Below are 17,674 nucleotides of genomic sequence, written 5' to 3'. Positions count from 1 at the left end.
CGGCGCTGGCTCAATCTGCGCCTGCGGCCAGATAGGCGACAATGGCGCGGCGCGCATTGGCGTCCGGCACCGCGCCCGCTTCCATCTCCGTACCGGGCACGAAGGCAGCCGGGGCGGCGAGATAGGCATCGAGGCTCGCCTCATCCCATGCGAAATCGGCTTCGACGAGCGCGTCGGAATAGAGATAGTCGGCCAGCGCGCCAGCCTCGCGACCGATGACGCCGTAAAGATTGGGCCCGGCGGCCGATGGTGCGCCGGCTTCATAGGCATGGCAGCCGGTGCAGCGTTGAAAGCCATCCTCTCCTAGCGCGACGAGATCGCGCGTCGCCGCATTTTCGCCAGCCTCCTGCACGGCCGGATCGCCCGGTTCGCGCACGACGATCTGCTCCATCACCTGCGGCGCCTCGTTCGATCCGCAGCCTGCGACGAGAGCGAGGAGCAGAACGGGCGGGGCGGTGACGGTTCGTCTCATTTGCGACAGATCGGTCAGGCGTAGGTCAGACGAATTGCCTGGCAAGCGGCAGCGTCCGGATCCGCTCGCCCGTCGCAACGAAGATCGCATTGGCGAGTGCCGGGGCGGCGGGCGGCAGGCCGGGCTCTCCCGCCCCGCCGACGGGGACATCGCCGCTGTTAATGATCGCGACCTCGATATCTGGCGTCTCATCGATGCGCAGCATACGATAATCGTGAAAATTACTCTGCACGATCGCGCCGTCTTTCAGGTCGAGCTCGCCATAAAGCGCCGCGGTCAGACCGAAGACGATCCCGCCCTCGATCTGGTTGCGGAAGCCGTCGGGATTCATGACATAGCCCGCATCGCACACCGCCCACACCTTTTCGAGGCGCGGCTTGCCCGATGCCATGTCGACTTCGACCACCTGGGCAACGATCGTTCCGAAACTTTCGACGATCGCGACGCCTCTGCCCCGGCCCTGTGCCGTCTCGCCGTTCCAGCCGCTGATCCGAGCCGCTTCGCGCAACACGGCGGCGTGGCGCGGCGATTTTCCGAGCATGGCGAGCCGATATTCGACCGGGTCGCTGCCGGCAGCATGAGCGGCCTCGTCGATAAAGCTTTCGATGAAGAAGCCCTGCTTGGAATGATCGACCGCGCGCCAAGCCTGAAACGGCAAATGCAGCGGCGCTTCGGCAAGCCGCACCCGCGTATTGGCGATGTCGTACATGGCAGGGACGCAGGCTTCCGCCGGATCGTGGCGCTGGGTGAAGATCGCGTCATAGGCGGTGAGGTCGCCGTTATCGGCGAGGCCCGCTGCCATGCGGCAGGTATCGGCATCGCGATAGAGTGCCTTTTGCGTATCCTCCCCCCGGCTCCAGATCAGCTTGACCGGATAGCCGGTCGCCTGCGCGATGCGCGCGGCCATGGCGACATATTCCGCCCCCAGCCGCCGGCCGAAAGCGCCGCCGAGATACGGGTGATGGATGGTAACATCTTCCGCCCCGAGGCCCAGCGTCTCGGCAACCGCGCTGCGCGCCATTAGCGGCACCTGCGTGCTCGTCCAGATGTCGCACGCCCCATCTGCCACATGCGCGGTGCAGTTCATCGGCTCCATCGGCGCATGCGCAAGATAGGGCACGCGATATTCCGCCTCGATCCGCGTTGCCGCATCGGCGAGCCCGGCGCGCACATCGCCGCGCGCGGCAGCTTCCTCGCCGCCATCATCGCCCGCCTCGTCGAGCGCGGCGGCAAAGACGCCATACTGATCGGTCATCGTCCTGACCGGGCTGTCCGAGGCGCTCCATTCGATATCGATCGCGCGCGCTGCCTGCTCTGCCTGCCAATAGGAATCGGCGACGACGGCGACGAAATCGCCCATATTGAGGATCTGCAGCACGCCGCCCATGTCCTGCGCGGCTGTCGCATCCATCGCGGCGACGCTCGTGCCGGGGACGGGCGGGCGGATGGCGGCGGCGTAGGAGAGGTCCAGCCCTTCCGGCTCGGCATCGATGCCGAAGCGCGCGCTGCCGTCGACCTTCGCCGGGATATCTGTGCGCGCCATGCTCCGGCCCATCAGGCGATACTGGTCCGCCGTCTTGAGCTGTGGGGTCTGGTCCATCCTTTGCTCGGCGGCGGCGCTGGCGAACTCAGCATAGGGCGCGCGCCGCCCGCTCGCTTCGTGGATCAACATGCTGCCGCGCGTGACGATCTCGCCCGCGGGCACGTCCCATCCTTCCGCCGCCGCGCCGACCAGCATCTGCCGCGCCGCCGCTCCGGCGATGCGCATCGAATGCTGCCCAGTCGTGCGGATCGAAGAGGAGCCGCCCGTAATCATCGCATCGGCGAGCCGCGCGACCTGGGTGAAAAGACCGTTCCAGGTCGGCTCGATCCAATCCGCGGCGTTCATTGTGAAAGGCGCGACGAACATGCGCGCGGTGTCGGTGACGACGTAGGAGCCGTCCGCCGGCGCCTGCATCACGCGGACCTTGTTCCAGTCGGCGTCGAGCTCGTCGGCGAGCATCTGTCCGAGGACCGAATGCGCGCCCTGCCCCATCTCGCAATGCGGGACGATCGCGGTGACGATATTGTCGGTGTCGATCTTCACCCAGCTGTTGACGAGCTGTTCGCCCTCGCCCGCCGCCACCTTAGGCGCGAGCTCGTCGATCGGGTTGCCGGGGCGCACGCCGATCCCGATCAGCAGACCCCCGCCCGCGAGCACGCCCGCGCCGATAAAGCCGCGGCGCGACCATTTGCCGAGCCGCGATTTCTTTTCAGGAGACAGTTCGTTCATCGCCTCAAGCCTCCTCGTCGCGCGGTTCGAGCTGGCCCGAGGCGACCTTTATCGCGCGGCGGATGCGGGTGTAGGTGCCGCAGCGGCAGATATTGCCGCGCATGGCTGAATCGATGTCGGCGTCCGAGGGCGAAGGGTTGTCGCGCAGCAGCGCGCTGGCGCTCATGATCTGGCCGGACTGGCAATAGCCGCATTGCGGGACCTGCTCGCTGACCCACGCCTTTTGTACGGGCGTCAGTTCACCATTCGGCCCGCCGATGCCTTCTATCGTCGTCACCTCACGTCCCTCGGCATCGGCGATCGGGGTCGAACACGAGCGCACCGGCTCGCCGTCGAGATGGACGGTGCAGGCGCCACATTGCGCGATGCCGCACCCGAACTTGGTGCCCGCAAGTCCCGCTTTCTCGCGCACCACCCACAGGATCGGCATGGCAGGATCGGCGTCGATAGAGACGCGCTCCCCGTTGAGGATGAAGTCGGCCATGACTGAAATTTCCCGTCGCGCTACCCGGTTGCTATCCGCAATCTATCGAAAAGACTGCGTCAAGGAAAGGGAGCGAGGACGATGGAGACGATTGCGATAGAGGATTTCGAAAAGGTCGACATCCGCGCAGGCACCGTGACGCGAGCAGAGCCTTTTCCAGAAGCGCACAAGCCCGCACTCAAGGTGTGGGTGGATTTTGGCAATAAGATCGGGGTCAAAAGAAGTTCTGCGCGAATTACCGAACACTACAAGCCTGAAGATTTGGTGGGGCGGATGGTTATGGCCATTGTGAATTTTCCGCCCCGCCAGATCGGCCCGTTCATGTCGGAAATCCTCGTTCTGGGCTTTCCGGATATCGATAGCGCAATCGCGCTGGCTGCGCCTGATAGGGATGTGCCGAACGGGGCGCGCCTTATCTGACGTCGCCCTGCGCAATTAACCGAAGTTAGTTTCGCTCCTTTACCCCAGCCGCATCATCTGCCAATCCTGCCGTACCGGGGGGTGAGGAAAATGGTCCTTGATGAAGGCCTTGTGAGCCTTTTTGGCGGTATAATCGCCGCGCTCATGGCTTTATACACTGTCACATCGGCGATGATCAAACGCCGGGTCGACCAACGAAACCGCGCGGCGGAATTGTTCGAAAATTTCTACTCTGGCGACTTCTACCGGTTTTCGGTGCTCCCGACATATCGCCTGCTGGTCAAACTTCGCGCGATGGACAAAGCGGAAAGATCGCAATATTTCGACGCGATCGTATGTGGCTGGGTTCCCTCGCACGACCCCAAAGTGGACTACGATCATTTCATCACGGTCGAGGAGCAGTCCCAATCTGCGTCGGTATCCCATTTCCGATATTTTCACCCGATGGAAGAGCATACCGAGCATGATGCCCTGACCATGTTTTTGTATTTCTGGGTGAAAGTCGACAAGCTTCTGTCGGCGAGGCTGATCGAACCGAAACTGTTCGTCGAGCTGTTTGCTTCATCCTTTTGCTATTACGATGAATTCATGAGTGAGCTGGCCGAGGCAACAGTTGCTAAGGCGTCTGCTGAAAACGCTCCTTCGTGGATTGGCGCGATACGCAGAATCGAAGCCCGGATCGAAAAGCTGGCAAGATAGGCGCGTGGTCCTGGTCTCGTTAGCTGCAATACGCATCATGCGCGGTCACTTTAGTGGGCGGCGAACAAGCTCTTGCGCAAGGACCGCTTTGCTAGGATAGAGACGCGAAAATCCAGATTTTAGGTCGCGTTGTTTTCAAAGGGGGGAAGAGACAATGCCGGTATCCGATCATGTAAATCTCGAACAGTTCATGGAAGGCGTCAAGAAGCGCAATCCGGGACAGACCGAATTCATCCAGGCCGTCCATGAGGTGGCCCAGGACATTTTCGATTTCATCGACGACAAGGAGGAATATCACGAGGCGCAGATCCTGCGCCGCATCGCCGAGCCCGATCGGATTGTCTCGTTCCGCGTTTGCTGGGAGGACGACAACCACAACATCCGCGTGCAGCGCGGCTGGCGCGTGCAGAACAACAATGCGATCGGCCCCTACAAGGGCGGCATTCGCTTCCACCCTTCGGTGACCGAAAGCGTTCTCAAATTCCTCGCTTTCGAACAGACCTTCAAGAACTCGCTCACCGGCCTGCCGATGGGCGGCGGCAAGGGTGGCTCGAACTTCAATCCGAAGGGCAAATCCGACGCAGAAGTCATGCGTTTCTGCCAAAGCTTCATGACCGAACTTTACCGTCATATCGGCCCGGAGACGGACGTGCCGGCGGGCGATATCGGTGTCGGCGGGCGCGAGATCGGCTATATGTTCGGGCAGTACAAGCGCATCACCAATCGCTGGGAAGGCGTACTGACGGGCAAGGCGCTCGAATATGGCGGCTCGCAGATGCGGCCCGAGGCGACGGGCTATGGCGCGGTCTATTTCCTGCGCAACATGCTGAAGCACAAAGGGCAGGATGTCGAAGGGCATACCGCGGTCATTTCCGGCTCGGGCAATGTCGCAACGCACGCGGCGGAAAAGATCACCCAGCTTGGCGGCAAGGTCCTGACCCTCTCGGATTCGGGCGGATTCGTTCACGATCCGGACGGGATCGACCAGGAGAAGATCGACTGGGTAAAACACCTCAAGAACGTGAAGCGCGGGCGGATCAGCGAATATATCGATGAATTCAAGAATGCGGAATATCACGACGGCAAGCGGCCCTGGGGCGTCGAGTGCGACCTCGCGCTCCCCTGCGCGACGCAGAACGAATTGAACGAGGACGAGGCGAAGACGCTTGTCGACAATGGCTGCAAAGCCGTGTCAGAAGGCGCCAACATGCCGACCACGCTCGAAGGCGTGAAGGTCTTCCACGATGCGAAGATCCTTTACGGGCCCGGCAAGGCCGCGAATGCCGGCGGCGTTGCTGTCTCCGGCCTCGAAATGAGCCAGAACTCGGAGCGCATCAGCTGGAACCAGGAGCGTCTGGGCGACATGCTGACCGAGCTGATGCAAGGCATCCACGAAAAATGCACCGAATATGGCGATCAGGGCGATGGCTATGTCGACTATGTGAAGGGCGCGAATATTGCGGGCTTCAAGAAGGTCGCCGACGCGATGCTGGCATTCGGAGTGGTCTGAGCCCCTTGCCAAACGACTTGAAAGGGCGCCTCGCGGGGCGCCCTTTTCTTTTCCAGTCGTCCTTGCGAAGTACCAGACTCTGCGGGGACAAATCCGATCTACTGAATTCCCAGCTGCGCGGCCTGGCGCCGCAATTCCTCGGCATTGCCCGGATTTGCCGCAACCGCTTTCGCCAGGGCCTCCCGCGCTCTGCCGGTCTCGCCCAGGGTCATGCGGCTGCGCATCAGCATCACCCAGCCATCGAGATTGCTCGGATCGTCTTCGAGGCGTGCTTCGAGCCCGGCAACCATCCCGGCCACCATGTTCTCCTGTTCGCCCGGTGTCATGCGGCTTGCATCGGCGACCTGTTGCGCGGTGGGGCCGCGGACATTGGGCGAGGCGGCATCGCCTGCCGCGCTGCCCGATCCAGGGATCGCAATCTCGGGCGAACGCGCCGCGATGACGGTCTGCAACCGATCCTCTACCGCGATGTCGTGGATCGCGCCGACCTGCTGGATCGTACGCACCACGTCGTTCTCCCAAGGTGCTCCCGGCGGGGTGTCGGCAAGCAGATCGAGCCAGGCGGCGATAGCGCCCCGGTGGTCGCCGTCGAGATCGCGCTTCACCGCGAGGAAATAGCGCGCGCGCGGATCGCTGGGATCGCGCTTCAATGCCTTTTCGAAAGCATCGATCGCGCTGGCCGGCAGCGGATCGGCCGCGGCGCTCGCCGCGTCGACCGCCATCACCCACGCCTCGCCCAGCGCCGACCACAATTCTGCCGCATCGCCGTCGATCGCGACCGCGCGTTCATAGGCGCTTGCCGCGTCGGCGAATTCGCCGCGTTCGAAATGCGCAAAGGCAAGCTCGCTCCACTGCCGCGCATCGTCGTCGGACGCTTCGGCAGCGGCACGCAATTCCTCTATCGTTGGCTCGGCATTCGCCGCGAGCGGTTCTTTGCCCTCGCCCGTATCGCCGTCATAGATATTGTAGCCGATGGAACCCGCCGCGAGCACGGCAGCGCCGCCCAGTAGCCACCATCCAGCCTTGCTCCCGCCGCGCTCTGCCGCCCGCGATTCGCCTGAACTTTCTGCCGTCTCTTGTGTCACTTGTTTGATGCCCGTCCCATTAATTCCCCAAACGGTCGACTAGCATCCGGGGCACAAGCCAGCAATTCTCTCTGGTCTTTGAAACCACAGCGCTTATGGTAAGGGTTAGTGGGGATATCTATCCAAGGGGGGGATAGATTGGCGGAGAAGTTCAAAGTTGCCATTATCGGTTCCGGCCCGGCCGGGATGAGCGCGGCCGGTCGTGCCGCCGCGCTCGGCATGAGCCATGTGCTGCTGGAAAAGACCGATCACCTTTCCGATACGATCTACAAGTATCAGAAGGGCAAGCACGTCATGGCGACACCCTCCAACCTTGTGCTGCGTTCGGACATGGATTTCGACGCGGGCAAACGCGAGGCGATCCTCGGCATCTGGGACGAACAGACCGCGGGGCACGGCGTCAACGTCAAGAAAGACGCGGAGGTCGTCAAGGTCGAGGGCCAGAAGGGCGATTTTACGATCAGCCTGAAGAACGGCGAAAAAGTCGAGGCCGAAACGATAGTGTTGTCGATCGGGACGCAGGGCAATCCCAACATGCTGCGCTGTCCGGGCGCGGACCATCCGATGATCCAGTATCAGCTGGACGATCCAGGCGAATATTTCGACGAGCATATCACGGTTATCGGCTCGGGCGATGCGGGAATTGAGAACGCGCTCGGCCTCGCCGCCGACGATGCGCAGCGCAACGTCGTCACCATCCTCAACCGCCGCGACAGCTTCGCACGTGCCAAGGCGGCGAATGTCTCATTGCTCGAAGAAGCCGAGAAGGACGGGCGGATCAGCGTTCGGCGCGAAACCAGCCCGGCCGAAGTGCGCGACGGCGAGCTCGTGCTCGAGACGCGCGACGGCCAAGAGACGATCAAGTGCGACCGGATCATCGCGCGCACCGGATCGCAGCCGCCGCGCAAGTTCGTTGAGGAAATGGGGATCGAGTTTTCGAGCGACGATCCCGGCGCATTTCCCAAGCTGACGCCGGCTTTCGAAACGACCACGCCTGGCATCCATGTGATCGGCGCTCTGGCGGGCTATCCGCTCATCAAGCACTGCATGAACCAGGGCTACGACGTCATCGAGTTCCTCAACGGCAACACCGAGCTGAAGCCCGCTGACGAGCCGATTCTGGAGGAGAAGTTCGCACCTCTACCGGGCAATCACTCGGTCGATCACTGGCTCGAAGTGTTCAACACCAAAGTGCAGGTGTTCCAGGATCTCTCGCCTCTACAACTGCGCGAGCTGATGCTCGATTCGACGGTCCATTCCTACGAGCCGGGCGAAGCGATCTTCCGCCGCAACGAGCCGGGGTCCTCGCTCTTCACAATCGCGCAAGGGTCCGTCGCGGTCGAGGTCAATCCCAACGATCCCTCGATCACCGTGCCGATCGAGGAAGGCTCGATCTTCGGCGAGGTCGGTCTCATTTCCGGGCGCCGTCGCGGCTCGACGATCCGCGCGGCCGAGCCAGTTGTCGCGGTCGAGCTGGCGCGCAACGCAGCGCTGAAATTGATCGCCACCTCCGCCGGTGCCGCCGCCGCGGTCAACCGGATCGCGATCGAGCGCCAACTGCTGCAGATGTTCGGATCGGGCTTGACGCCGCGCGACATCGCGCCGCTGGTGGAGGCCGCAGAAGTGCTCGAGGTCAAAGCCGGCCAGGTACTGATCCAGGAAGGCGACGAGGACAAGGACGTCTACATTATCCGTCGCGGTTCGATGATCGTCGAGAAGGACATCGGCGGGCGCCCGGTCTTCCTCTCCTACCTCCCAGCGGGCAGCTATGTCGGGGAAATGGCCGCGATCGACGGATCGAAACGCACCGCGACCGTGAAAGCCGCGATCAAGGCCGAAGCGATCCGCCTGCCGGGCGAAGCCTTCGTCGCGCTGCTCGACAGCAATCCGAAGCTGCGCGAAACCGCGCTCACACAGATGGAAGGGCGGCGCAAGACCAACGCCTTCATCGAGAGCCGCAAGGACAAGTTCGAGGACGTGGTCGATCTTTATTCGCAGACCGCGCAATTCCTCGTCGACGAAGGGCTGGGCGAGGCGACCGACGTGCTGCTGATCGACGAGAAGCTATGCATCGGTTGCGACAATTGCGAGCGCGCCTGCGCCGACGCGCATGAGGGGCTTTCCCGGCTCGACCGTGAAGCGGGTCGCACCTATGCGCATCTCCACGTCCCCACTTCCTGCCGCCACTGCGAGCACCCGCATTGCATGGCGGATTGCCCGCCCAACGCAATCAAGCGCGGACCGGACGGCGAGGTCGTGATCGACGACACCTGCATCGGCTGCGGAAATTGCCAGCGCAACTGCCCGTATGGCGTGATCCGCATGGATCCGGCGCCGCCGAAGAAGCCTTCGCTTCTCTCCTGGCTGTTTTTCGGGGCCGGCCCGGGTCCGGGCGAAGCGTCCTACAAATGGCGCAAGACCCATGGCGATCCCGAACAGCCCAAACAGGCAATCAAGTGCGACATGTGTTCAGGCATTGACGGCGGCCCGGCCTGTGTGCGGGCGTGTCCGACGGGCGCCGCGATCCGTGTCTCGCCCGACAAATTCCTGACCTTTACCAAGCTCACCGAGGAGGTCGAATAATGGCCACCGCAGCCTCGGGAGGCGGCAATCGCTACGCGCAAGACGAGCGCCGGCGCAGCGCCGACCATGTCAGCTTCCTAAAGCATAAGAAGTACCGCTATCTATGGCTGGCGCTGCTTTTATGCATCGTCACCGGCCTCGGCTACGCGCTGATTGATCAGGAGCCGCGGCCCAATGGCGGCAGCTGGTATGGCTATGCGCTGGGCACGATCGGGCTCGGCCTGATCGTTTGGCTTTCGCTGCTCGGCATCCGCAAGCGCAACATCACCGCGGGGCAATGGAGCCTCAAGGCGTGGACCAGCGCGCATGTCTATCTCGGCCTGGCCCTGATCGTCGTTGGTACGCTGCATACGGGCTTCCAGATCGGCTGGAACGTGCACACCCTCGCCTATGTCCTGATGCTGATTGTCATCGTCACCGGGATTTACGGCGTCATCGCCTATGCGACCTTGCCGAGCGCGCTGTCCTCCAATCGCGGCGAGATGACGCGCGCGCAAATGCTCGAAGCGCTCACCGCGCTCGACCGTCAGCTCGAAAGCGCCGCGCAGCCGCTGGACCGGGCGCAGTCCGATCTTGTCATCGCGGCGCTCGGCCAGGACGTGTTCTACGGCGGCGCCTGGGGGCGGCTCACCGGCACCTATCCCGGCTGCAAGACCCGCCGCGCGCTCGCCCACTTCGCGGGCGCCGAGGGCGAGGCCGAAGCCCGCACCCGCGCCCTCCTTGAAAAGCGTCTGGAACAGCTCGGCCAGATCCGCCGCCATCTGCGAATCAAGGCGCTGCTCGAGATCTGGCTCTTCATCCACATCCCGGCGACGATCGCCTTGCTCGCCGCCCTGCTCGCGCATGTCGTGAGCGTATTCTACTACTGGTAAGGACGCTCACGTCGTGGCTTTCCTGATCCGCACCATCGATTTTACCGCCGCCGGCCGCGAGATCGTCCGCGATCGCACGCTCGATCAGAGCGCGGTTACGATCGGACGCGCGGCGGACAACGACATTCACCTGCCCGACCTCGCGGTCGAACAACGCCACGTGCGGCTGACCGATGCGGGCGGCGGCATGATTGGAGCCGAGGCGATTACGGGGCTGGGCTTCGCGATCGACGGTAAGACGCGGAAAAGCGCGACGATCGACCCGGCGGTCGGTGCCGAAATCGCACTTGGCTCCGCGCGCCTCGCGATCGGACGCGCTGGGGAGGATGGCCCGGTCCAGATCACCGTCAGCCAGGTCGAGGCGAACGAAGGCGCTGCCGACGCGCTTCAGAACTTCGCGCTCACCAGCGCATTGCCGAGCAAGCGGGCGATGGCCTGGGGCTTCGCCGCGACGATCCTCATCCTGCTGCTGAGCGTGCCGATCTTCACCCATCTGACGCGCACGCCGGTGACCAACGATCCCGAGAACGTCGAACAGGGCCAGGTCCTGTTCGATGCCGCCTGGAGTTCGGGCGAGCTCAGCATGGCGCATCACGATCTCGAGGACAATTGCGAGGCGTGCCACCAGACCGCTTTCATCTCGGTCCAGGACAAGACCTGCCTCACCTGCCACGAAGACCTCAACGATCATGCCGAAATGCCGCGCCAGCGGCTCGGCATGCCGGCGATGAGCTGGGGCGACCAGGCGCAGTGGACGATCGCCGAAACGCTTGGCAAGGAGGGGCCGCTGGGCTGCGTCTCGTGTCATTCTGAGCATGAAGGTCCGGTCAAGCTCGAAGCCTCGAGCGAGCAATTCTGCGCCGATTGCCACGACAATCTCGATGCGCGGCTGACCGACGTCTCGTTCGGCAATGCGGACGATTTCGGCGACAAGCACCCGCAATTCCGCCCGCTCATCTACACCGCCCATTTCTCCGACGAGCCTATGCGCGTGTCGCTCGATCGCGACCCGGTTGAAAAAAGCGGACTGCTGTTCCCGCACGACATTCACGTCTCGGAAGATGGCGGCGCCGCTCGCATGGCGATCAGCCTACCGCAATATGGCGCGCCGCTCGAATGCAGCGACTGCCACGAGGAGGATGCAGGCGCGCCCGGCGGGTATGCCCCGGTGGTGATGGAGGATTCGTGCGAAGCGTGTCACAGCCTCGTCTCCGGTCGCAGCGGAGCAGGCTTCACCCGGCTGCGCCACGGCAATGTCGTCGAGCTGATGGAAGACCTCGCCCGCGTGGACCGCGGTCCGCGCCGTCCCGTCACCTCAGGGCGCTATCGTCCGGGACAATATGCGTCGGGTGGACGCTATTTCGCGAATTTCGGACGGCCGATGAGCGCCTATATCGCGATCAACCGTGCGCTCGAGAGGGGCGGCACCTGCGGCGACTGCCATATCCGCACGCAGACCGAGGGCCGGCCCGACCTGGTGCCGGTGAACATACCGGACGAATATCTCCACAAGGGCTGGTTCCCGCATGACGCGCATGACGGAGACGTCGCCGAATGCGCCGATTGTCACGCCACTGCGACTTCGGACGAGGCGACCGACCTGCTGATCCCGGGGCTTGAAACCTGCCGCGACTGTCATCTCGGCGAAAGCGCGATCGAGACCGAGGAGATCGTCCCGTCGAGCTGCGCCATGTGCCACAGCTATCACACCCCGACCATGCCCTGGCGCCCCGAGGACCACCCCGCCGGCATGCCCGGCGCGCCTGGGGACGGGCGACGCGACACGGTTGCATCCATCCTCGGCAGCCTGCGACGATAGATCATGCAAGGGGCGCATACGTCACATCCGGAACCTATGGTGTTGATCGCGCAGATCACCGATACGCATATCGGTTTCGAACCCGAGGCGGGCGAGAACGAGTTCAATTTCGTGCGCTTTCGCAATGTTCTCGGCCATCTGCTGTCGCAGCCGGTCCAGCCCGACCTGTTGATCCTGTCGGGCGACCTGACCGATGGCGGTCAGGCCGAATGCTACGAGCGCATTCGCGACACTGTCGCCGATTGCGGCTTTCCGGTCGCGGTCATTCCGGGCAATCACGACAATCGCGAAGAAATGCTGAGGGCATTCCCCGATTGCCCCACCGCCGATGGCTTCGCGCAATTCGCGATCGAGCTGGGCGAGGGAGACGATATGCTGCGCGTCCTGTGCCTCGACAGTTTCGAGCCTGGTCGCCATGGGGGTGCTTTCTGCGAAACCCGCGCCGCCTGGCTGGCGCGCGAGCTCGCCGACCATCCCGATACGCCAACCGTCCTGTTCCTGCACCATCCGCCGGTGGTCGCCGGGATCGAATGGATGGATCCGCGACCCGGAGAGGAATGGTATCGGCGGTTCCACGACACCGTGCGCGGCCATAGCCAGATCGCCTCGATCCAGGCTGGGCACCTTCACCGTCCGCTGCACTCGGTGGTCGAGGGCATTCCCCTGAGCGTGACCCCCGCGGTCGCGCCGGCCGTAGCGCTCGATCTTCGACCGATGGATGCGGATGTTGCCGACAGCCGCCCAATCGTCGCTGCCGAGCCGCCCTTCTACAGCCTCCATCTATGGCGCGGCGGTGCGCTGGTCTCGCACTTCCAGCCGGTCGGCCATTGGCAAACCCTCGCGCGCTTCGAAGAGCATCTGAAGCCGATGATTCGGGGCCTGTTCGCCGAGCGGCAATAGGAAGGCTTGCCAAAGCCGATGCGTCACCGCTCGTCAGGGTGAGCGGTTCGCCCCTGGCTCGAGCATCATCCCCCCAAATCGTCCGTATGGGGCTCGCTGTCCATCCCCGCATTGCGGCGCAACGGCCCTATTTCGCTCCCGACCCAGCGGTTCATGTCGACTTCGTCGCTGACTTTCCACGGAACGCCCGAGCGGGTCATGAAGAGCTTCTCCATTTCTTCGCGCGTGAAGGGCCGCGAGCCGAGCCGGCCGAAGACCGCCATCTGGCCGCCCGTTTCGTCCACCGCGCGGTCGCGGTCGAGCCCCTTGGACAGCGCCAGCGCGGGCGACGGGGTCCTGGCATAAGCGACAAGTTCGGGCATCGGCGCCGGGCTGAAGCCATAATAGTTGGGCTGGCTCTCCGGGCTCGTCAGTTGCAGCACCTTCATCCCGTTCCGCCCATCGGCGATATAGGCAAAGAGCGAGGCGTTGGTCGAACCTACGATGACGTCCTCGGCATCGTTGAGCGTGCCGTCCAGCGTCACTTGGTCATAGAGCCGGGGCGCGCGCGGGTTCTCGACATCGAGGATCAGAAGCCCGTCGGCCTTGGCCGCGACATAGGCATAGGTCCGCGCGACATAGAGGCGCTGCGCATCGGCGACCGGATAGGTTGCCTCGGGCACCGCCACCGGATTGCCGAGATCGGTCACGTCGAACAGCTTGACCCCGTCCGCATCTGTCACCCACAGATAGCGGAACTGCACCGTCGTCGCCCGCGCATCGGTGAGCGGCACGACCTTTGTCACACGCGGGGCAAGGCAGCTTTCGGCGCGGTTCGCCGGGTCGAGCTCGCATTCGTCGCGGTAGGGCGTTGCCGGATCGTCGGCGACGTCCTTGGGCAGGTAGACCGTCACCAAGCCTGCATTGGCGGTGATGTAGGCATAGTCTCCCGCTAGAGTGATGTGCCGCGCGCCGTCGAGTACGCCATCGGGGTTCCACGCCTTTGCGCCGCCCGGGAAGATCGCCCGCTTGAAGAAATTGTCGCGGAATTCGCCATCGGCGAGCGTGTTGACGTCGACTGCGATCAGCCCTTCCTCGCTGTCGGTGATGAAGGCGTAATCGTAGATCGGGCTGAAGGGTTGCTCCTGGTTGACCTCGCGCGTGCGCGCCGTGTTGCGTTCCGGAGCAATGGGCTGGTTGGTGGCGAGCGCCATGCAGGTCGCGTCTTCGGTCTCGATATGCGTGTCATGGCCGAGGGGCGAGAAGGGCGCGGTGATGATCCGCTCCGAGATACCCTTGTTCGCGATCGAGGCGATGTCGTAGGCGCGGAACCCGCCCTTCCCTTCTGCGACGAACAGATATTCGCCGCGCATCTGGAGACAGCGGACCGCATCGCGCGTGCCTTCGTGCACGTTGACGAATTCCTCGAACGGCTTGGTTTCGCCCGAAATGTCGCCATCGAAGGCCTCGCCGCGGACCCAATTCTTCAGCTCTCGATCATTGTCCTCGACATGGCGGCGCCAGTATTCGGGATACGAATAGCGGTGCAGGTAGGAGCCGAGCACGGCCTGCGGTTCGTCATATTCGGTGACGCGCACCGCGCTGATTCCGCCTTCGAGACCGGTGAAGGCATGCATGCCGACGAAATTCACGTAATTCGTACCGAGCAGCAGCAGCTGCGCCATGATCGCATTGTTGTCTTCGGCCTCGGACAGATGGCAATCCGAGCACTGCTTGGTCTCGGTCTTGCGCACGGTGTGGGGGAAGTGCGGTGCGAAAGCCTGCGACGAAAAGCCGATCGCGCTAATCGGCGGTTGCTGCACGTAGATGCGCTCGCGGTTGATGTTGGTCGAGGAAAGGACCAGCGCCGAGGACGAGCGAACCGGTGCGGTCTGGTTGCCCTTGGTGGTCTGGTGCTTGCCGAGCTGGAACATCTGGTCGCGCGCGACTTGCGGGTTGTAGCTCGCCCAGTTGCGGGTCGAATCGCCTTCGTAGCGGTGGCTCTTGGTCTTCCAGTTGGCCTCGATCGGCAGGTGGCAGCCCGCGCAGGAGGTGGTCCAGGATAGGTGGCAGGTGAAGCACGCCATGTCGTCATCGTTATGCGCGCGGTCGGCCTTTTCGACGCCGCTGCCGAATTCGAAATTGCCGCTCTCCGCACCGTAGCGGCTCATCAGCTTCGAGCGCGCGGCCTTGGCGTTGAACACCGGCGCTTTCGGATCGACCGAATCCTTTACTAGGCTCATTTCCCAGGTGAGATCAGGATCGACGAGGCTGCGCTGGATCAAGACGCGGCGGCCTTCCTCGTTCTCCATCCATTCGAATCGGCGCTGGCCATCCGGGTTGCGAAGCAGCGCCAGGTTGTGGCCTTCAGGCGGTGCGGCGGGGCCGCTGGTGCGCAGCGTCGGATAGGCGTCCGCGGTGCCATGGCAATCCTTGCAGCCGATCTCGATCGCATTGGCGACCTCGCCATAGATGAGGCCGTTGCCATGCGTGTCCTGTTCGAAGTGACAATCGACGCATTGCATCCCGACTTCGGCATGGATGCTCATCATGTGGACCGCGGTGCCCGGATTGTTCGAGCCGTTCTTGGCCGGATCCTTCTCGACCTCGACGAACAGCTCCTCACCGTCCTTGCGCCAGCGCTGGCGCCAGCGATCGTTGTGGCGCGCGAACTCTTCCGGACTGTCGGTCTCGGCATTGCCCGGGCGCAGGATTTCTCCCTCGGCATCGAGCAGATTGCCGTCGCGATCGCGCTTGAAGATACCGCGGAAGTTCCAGCCATGGCCGTGATAATCCGCAAACTGCGTGTGTTCGAGCTCCGGGTTCAATTCATAGACATTGCGCAGAAAATCGATATCCGCCCACATGCCGCGCGCGGCGGCGGCTTCGGGATTGCGATCGAGGATCGCGCGCACCTGTTCGGCTGTAGGGAAGCGCTGCTCTTTGTAGAACGCCTGGTAATCCTCGTCGCTCATACCCTCGGGGCGCGGCGTCGTGTTTTCCGGCCCGGGCCACATCATGGGTGCGTCGCTCTCGTAGTCCCACATCGTGTAGCCGAGATACGAGTTCAGGAAGATGTTGGGCTGATGCATGTGGCAGTTCATGCATTGCGAGGTCGGGATCGAACGGGTGAAGACGTGGCGCAAGGGGTGGCCCTTTTCGCGCTTCGGCATGTCGCCGCCAGCCTGATCGTTCGGCCCCTTCAGCGCGCCATGGCCCGAACCCTTGGCGGCGAGATCGCCGGTGTAGTCGCCGTCCTCGACATCGCCGTCATAGCCGCCATTCTTGAGCCCGCTCTTGGGGAGCCCTTCGAGGCCCTTGTCGTAATCGCCGGTGGCGACGCCCGGAATGCGCGAATGCTTCGCGTCATGACTGCCGGCGCTGACTTGCGCGTAGCATTGGAGCGCCGCATTGGTGTTGGCCTGCGGGTTGATGCAGGGATCGACCGTCACGGTCTGCCCATCGCGGCCATATTGCGCGTAGATAAGCGAGTGGCGCGGCTCGCGGTCATTTGCGTAAACCACATGGCACGAAGCGCAGCCCGAGTGGCGATAATCGCCCGGCTGATCGTTCGTCCCCATGAACCACGTAAAGGGATCGTTGAGGCGGGTCTTGTGGATGTTGAGCGCAGGGATCGCGACGCGAAGGCCGGTGCCGGGGCCGCGGTTCGATTGCTTGAGGTCGGGCCGGCCCGGCTCTTCAAGGCGTTGAATCTGCCCGGTCGGACTGGGCAGGCCGATCTCGGGGAATTGCGAGTTAATGGTGCGCCCGCCGCGCTCGAACACGCGGAAGACATCGGCGGGCGGAATCACGTGCCAGGTCGGTAGCGGATAGAGCTGCGCAAGCACCCCGCGCTCTTCCTGAAGCGGCGACAATCCGCCATCGGGCAGTTCGCCAGGTGAACTGAGCACCGCGCCGATGCCTGCGACCGCCGCCGGATCGCCCGAGCGCGTGTAGGCTTCGCCCAGAATATAATTCTTGAAGGGCAGGATGCCGTTATTATAGGTCGCCCCGCCCCACAGCATCGCGCCGGTCGCCATGATCGAGCGCTCTGCCGCCTCGATGGACTGGATGTGGCACGACCCGCAGGCCTCGCGCGCAACGCGGTAGTCCGACGGGTTCACGAACTTCACGAATTCCGGCGATTCTTTGTTGAGCAGCGCATAAGAGCGCTTGGGGTTCGCCGAAGACGGGAAATGCCAGCTGTCGGGATATTTTGGCAGCACATGCGCCGCATCGCGGGCGCCCACATAATCCGGATGATCGTAGGGCAGCTGCGGGTTGCCCGCGATGGACGCATTGCCACCATGGCAATCCGTGCAGCCGAGCACCACCGCGGGGGTTTCGTGCATGGTTGGCGCATCGCTCGCGCGGTGGCAGGTCAGACAACCTTCCGACTTCGCATCGGCCATCGCCTGCGACTGACGTGCCGGCGCGGGCGGCGCGATCACGCTCGCATAATCGCGCTTGACCGGCTTTTCCTTGTCGGCAGCCTGCGTTTCCGCCTGGAACATCGACACGCCGAGCAACAGCGCGGCGAAGGCGAGAAAGGCGGCGCGCAGGTTCATCGAGATGCTCT

The 17,674-nt window shown here is 63.5% G+C and carries 12 protein-coding genes; 7 read left to right on the top strand and 5 right to left on the bottom strand.

Features of this window, described 5'->3' with window-relative positions; translation table 11 throughout:
• Positions 1 to 10: 10 nt before the first annotated feature.
• Genes V2I30_RS14770 through V2I30_RS14760 form a run of 3 tightly spaced genes read right to left on the bottom strand, consistent with a single transcriptional unit; the run spans position 11 to position 3,228 of the window.
• Positions 11 to 472 carry a c-type cytochrome gene (locus V2I30_RS14770; protein ID WP_330662948.1) on the bottom strand — a complete coding sequence of 154 codons (462 nt, stop codon included), beginning with the start codon at positions 470 to 472 and terminating at the stop codon, positions 11 to 13.
• Between the two features lie 25 nt (positions 473 to 497).
• A complete protein-coding gene (locus V2I30_RS14765; RefSeq protein ID WP_330662947.1) occupies positions 498 to 2,744 on the bottom strand; it encodes a xanthine dehydrogenase family protein molybdopterin-binding subunit in 2,247 nt (748 codons plus the stop codon).
• Positions 2,745 to 2,748: 4 nt separating this feature from the next.
• A complete protein-coding gene (locus V2I30_RS14760) occupies positions 2,749 to 3,228 on the bottom strand; it encodes a (2Fe-2S)-binding protein (protein WP_330662946.1) in 480 nt (159 codons plus the stop codon).
• Positions 3,229 to 3,309: 81 nt separating this feature from the next.
• Between V2I30_RS14760 and V2I30_RS14755 the strand changes: the two genes are divergently transcribed.
• The 3 genes from V2I30_RS14755 (at position 3,310) to gdhA (ending at position 5,857) form a co-directional block, all read left to right on the top strand.
• The gene (locus tag V2I30_RS14755; RefSeq protein WP_330662945.1) at positions 3,310 to 3,648 is read left to right on the top strand and encodes a tRNA-binding protein; all 339 of its coding nucleotides are present in this window, start codon (positions 3,310 to 3,312) and stop codon (positions 3,646 to 3,648) included.
• A 90-nt stretch (positions 3,649 to 3,738) separates the two neighbouring features.
• Positions 3,739 to 4,347, top strand: coding sequence for a hypothetical protein (locus tag V2I30_RS14750; protein ID WP_330662944.1), 609 nt, complete (start codon positions 3,739 to 3,741; stop codon positions 4,345 to 4,347).
• A gap of 154 nt (positions 4,348 to 4,501) precedes the next feature.
• A complete protein-coding gene (gdhA, locus tag V2I30_RS14745) occupies positions 4,502 to 5,857 on the top strand; it encodes an NADP-specific glutamate dehydrogenase (RefSeq protein WP_330662943.1) in 1,356 nt (451 codons plus the stop codon).
• A 98-nt stretch (positions 5,858 to 5,955) separates the two neighbouring features.
• Here gdhA and V2I30_RS14740 read toward each other — a convergent pair whose 3' ends face one another.
• Positions 5,956 to 6,942, bottom strand: a complete 987-nt coding sequence (locus V2I30_RS14740) for a tetratricopeptide repeat protein (RefSeq protein WP_330662942.1) — start codon at positions 6,940 to 6,942, stop codon at positions 5,956 to 5,958.
• Positions 6,943 to 7,128: 186 nt separating this feature from the next.
• On the opposite strand from V2I30_RS14740, the gene V2I30_RS14735 reads away from it, so the two are divergent.
• Genes V2I30_RS14735 through V2I30_RS14720 form a run of 4 tightly spaced genes read left to right on the top strand, consistent with a single transcriptional unit; the run spans position 7,129 to position 13,116 of the window.
• On the top strand, positions 7,129 to 9,525 hold the full coding sequence (locus tag V2I30_RS14735) for a cyclic nucleotide-binding domain-containing protein (RefSeq protein ID WP_442896945.1): 2,397 nt from the start codon (positions 7,129 to 7,131) through the stop codon (positions 9,523 to 9,525).
• On the top strand, positions 9,525 to 10,397 hold the full coding sequence (locus V2I30_RS14730) for a hypothetical protein (protein ID WP_330662940.1): 873 nt from the start codon (positions 9,525 to 9,527) through the stop codon (positions 10,395 to 10,397). The genes V2I30_RS14735 and V2I30_RS14730 overlap by 1 nt, the downstream gene beginning before the upstream one ends.
• A 13-nt stretch (positions 10,398 to 10,410) precedes the next feature.
• Positions 10,411 to 12,216 carry a cytochrome c3 family protein gene (locus tag V2I30_RS14725; protein WP_330662939.1) on the top strand — a complete coding sequence of 602 codons (1,806 nt, stop codon included), beginning with the start codon at positions 10,411 to 10,413 and terminating at the stop codon, positions 12,214 to 12,216.
• Positions 12,217 to 12,252: 36 nt separating this feature from the next.
• Positions 12,253 to 13,116 (top strand): metallophosphoesterase, encoded by an 864-nt coding sequence (locus V2I30_RS14720; RefSeq protein ID WP_330662938.1) that lies wholly within the window; start codon positions 12,253 to 12,255, stop codon positions 13,114 to 13,116.
• A gap of 65 nt (positions 13,117 to 13,181) precedes the next feature.
• Here the strand turns inward: V2I30_RS14720 and V2I30_RS14715 are convergent, their stop codons facing one another.
• Positions 13,182 to 17,663 carry a multiheme c-type cytochrome gene (locus V2I30_RS14715; RefSeq protein ID WP_442896942.1) on the bottom strand — a complete coding sequence of 1,494 codons (4,482 nt, stop codon included), beginning with the start codon at positions 17,661 to 17,663 and terminating at the stop codon, positions 13,182 to 13,184.
• Between the last annotated feature and the right edge of the window lie 11 nt (positions 17,664 to 17,674).

This window comes from Erythrobacter sp. (assembly GCF_036351135.1).
In the GTDB taxonomy this organism is placed as follows: domain Bacteria; phylum Pseudomonadota; class Alphaproteobacteria; order Sphingomonadales; family Sphingomonadaceae; genus Erythrobacter.
This window is presented reverse-complemented; position numbering and strand designations above follow the sequence as displayed.

What these genes read in the sequence shown, in the direction of transcription:
- V2I30_RS14770 (WP_330662948.1), bottom strand. Translation starts at nt 472, where the DNA reads ATGAGACGAACCGTCACCGCCCCGCCCGTTCTGCTCCTCGCTCTCGTC.
- V2I30_RS14765 (WP_330662947.1), bottom strand. Translation starts at nt 2,744, where the DNA reads ATGAACGAACTGTCTCCTGAAAAGAAATCGCGGCTCGGCAAATGGTCG.
- V2I30_RS14760 (WP_330662946.1), bottom strand. Translation starts at nt 3,228, where the DNA reads ATGGCCGACTTCATCCTCAACGGGGAGCGCGTCTCTATCGACGCCGAT.
- V2I30_RS14755 (WP_330662945.1), top strand. Translation starts at nt 3,310, where the DNA reads ATGGAGACGATTGCGATAGAGGATTTCGAAAAGGTCGACATCCGCGCA.
- V2I30_RS14750 (WP_330662944.1), top strand. Translation starts at nt 3,739, where the DNA reads ATGGTCCTTGATGAAGGCCTTGTGAGCCTTTTTGGCGGTATAATCGCC.
- gdhA (WP_330662943.1), top strand. Translation starts at nt 4,502, where the DNA reads ATGCCGGTATCCGATCATGTAAATCTCGAACAGTTCATGGAAGGCGTC.
- V2I30_RS14735 (WP_442896945.1), top strand. Translation starts at nt 7,129, where the DNA reads ATGAGCGCGGCCGGTCGTGCCGCCGCGCTCGGCATGAGCCATGTGCTG.
- V2I30_RS14730 (WP_330662940.1), top strand. Translation starts at nt 9,525, where the DNA reads ATGGCCACCGCAGCCTCGGGAGGCGGCAATCGCTACGCGCAAGACGAG.
- V2I30_RS14720 (WP_330662938.1), top strand. Translation starts at nt 12,253, where the DNA reads ATGGTGTTGATCGCGCAGATCACCGATACGCATATCGGTTTCGAACCC.
- V2I30_RS14715 (WP_442896942.1), bottom strand. Translation starts at nt 17,663, where the DNA reads ATGAACCTGCGCGCCGCCTTTCTCGCCTTCGCCGCGCTGTTGCTCGGC.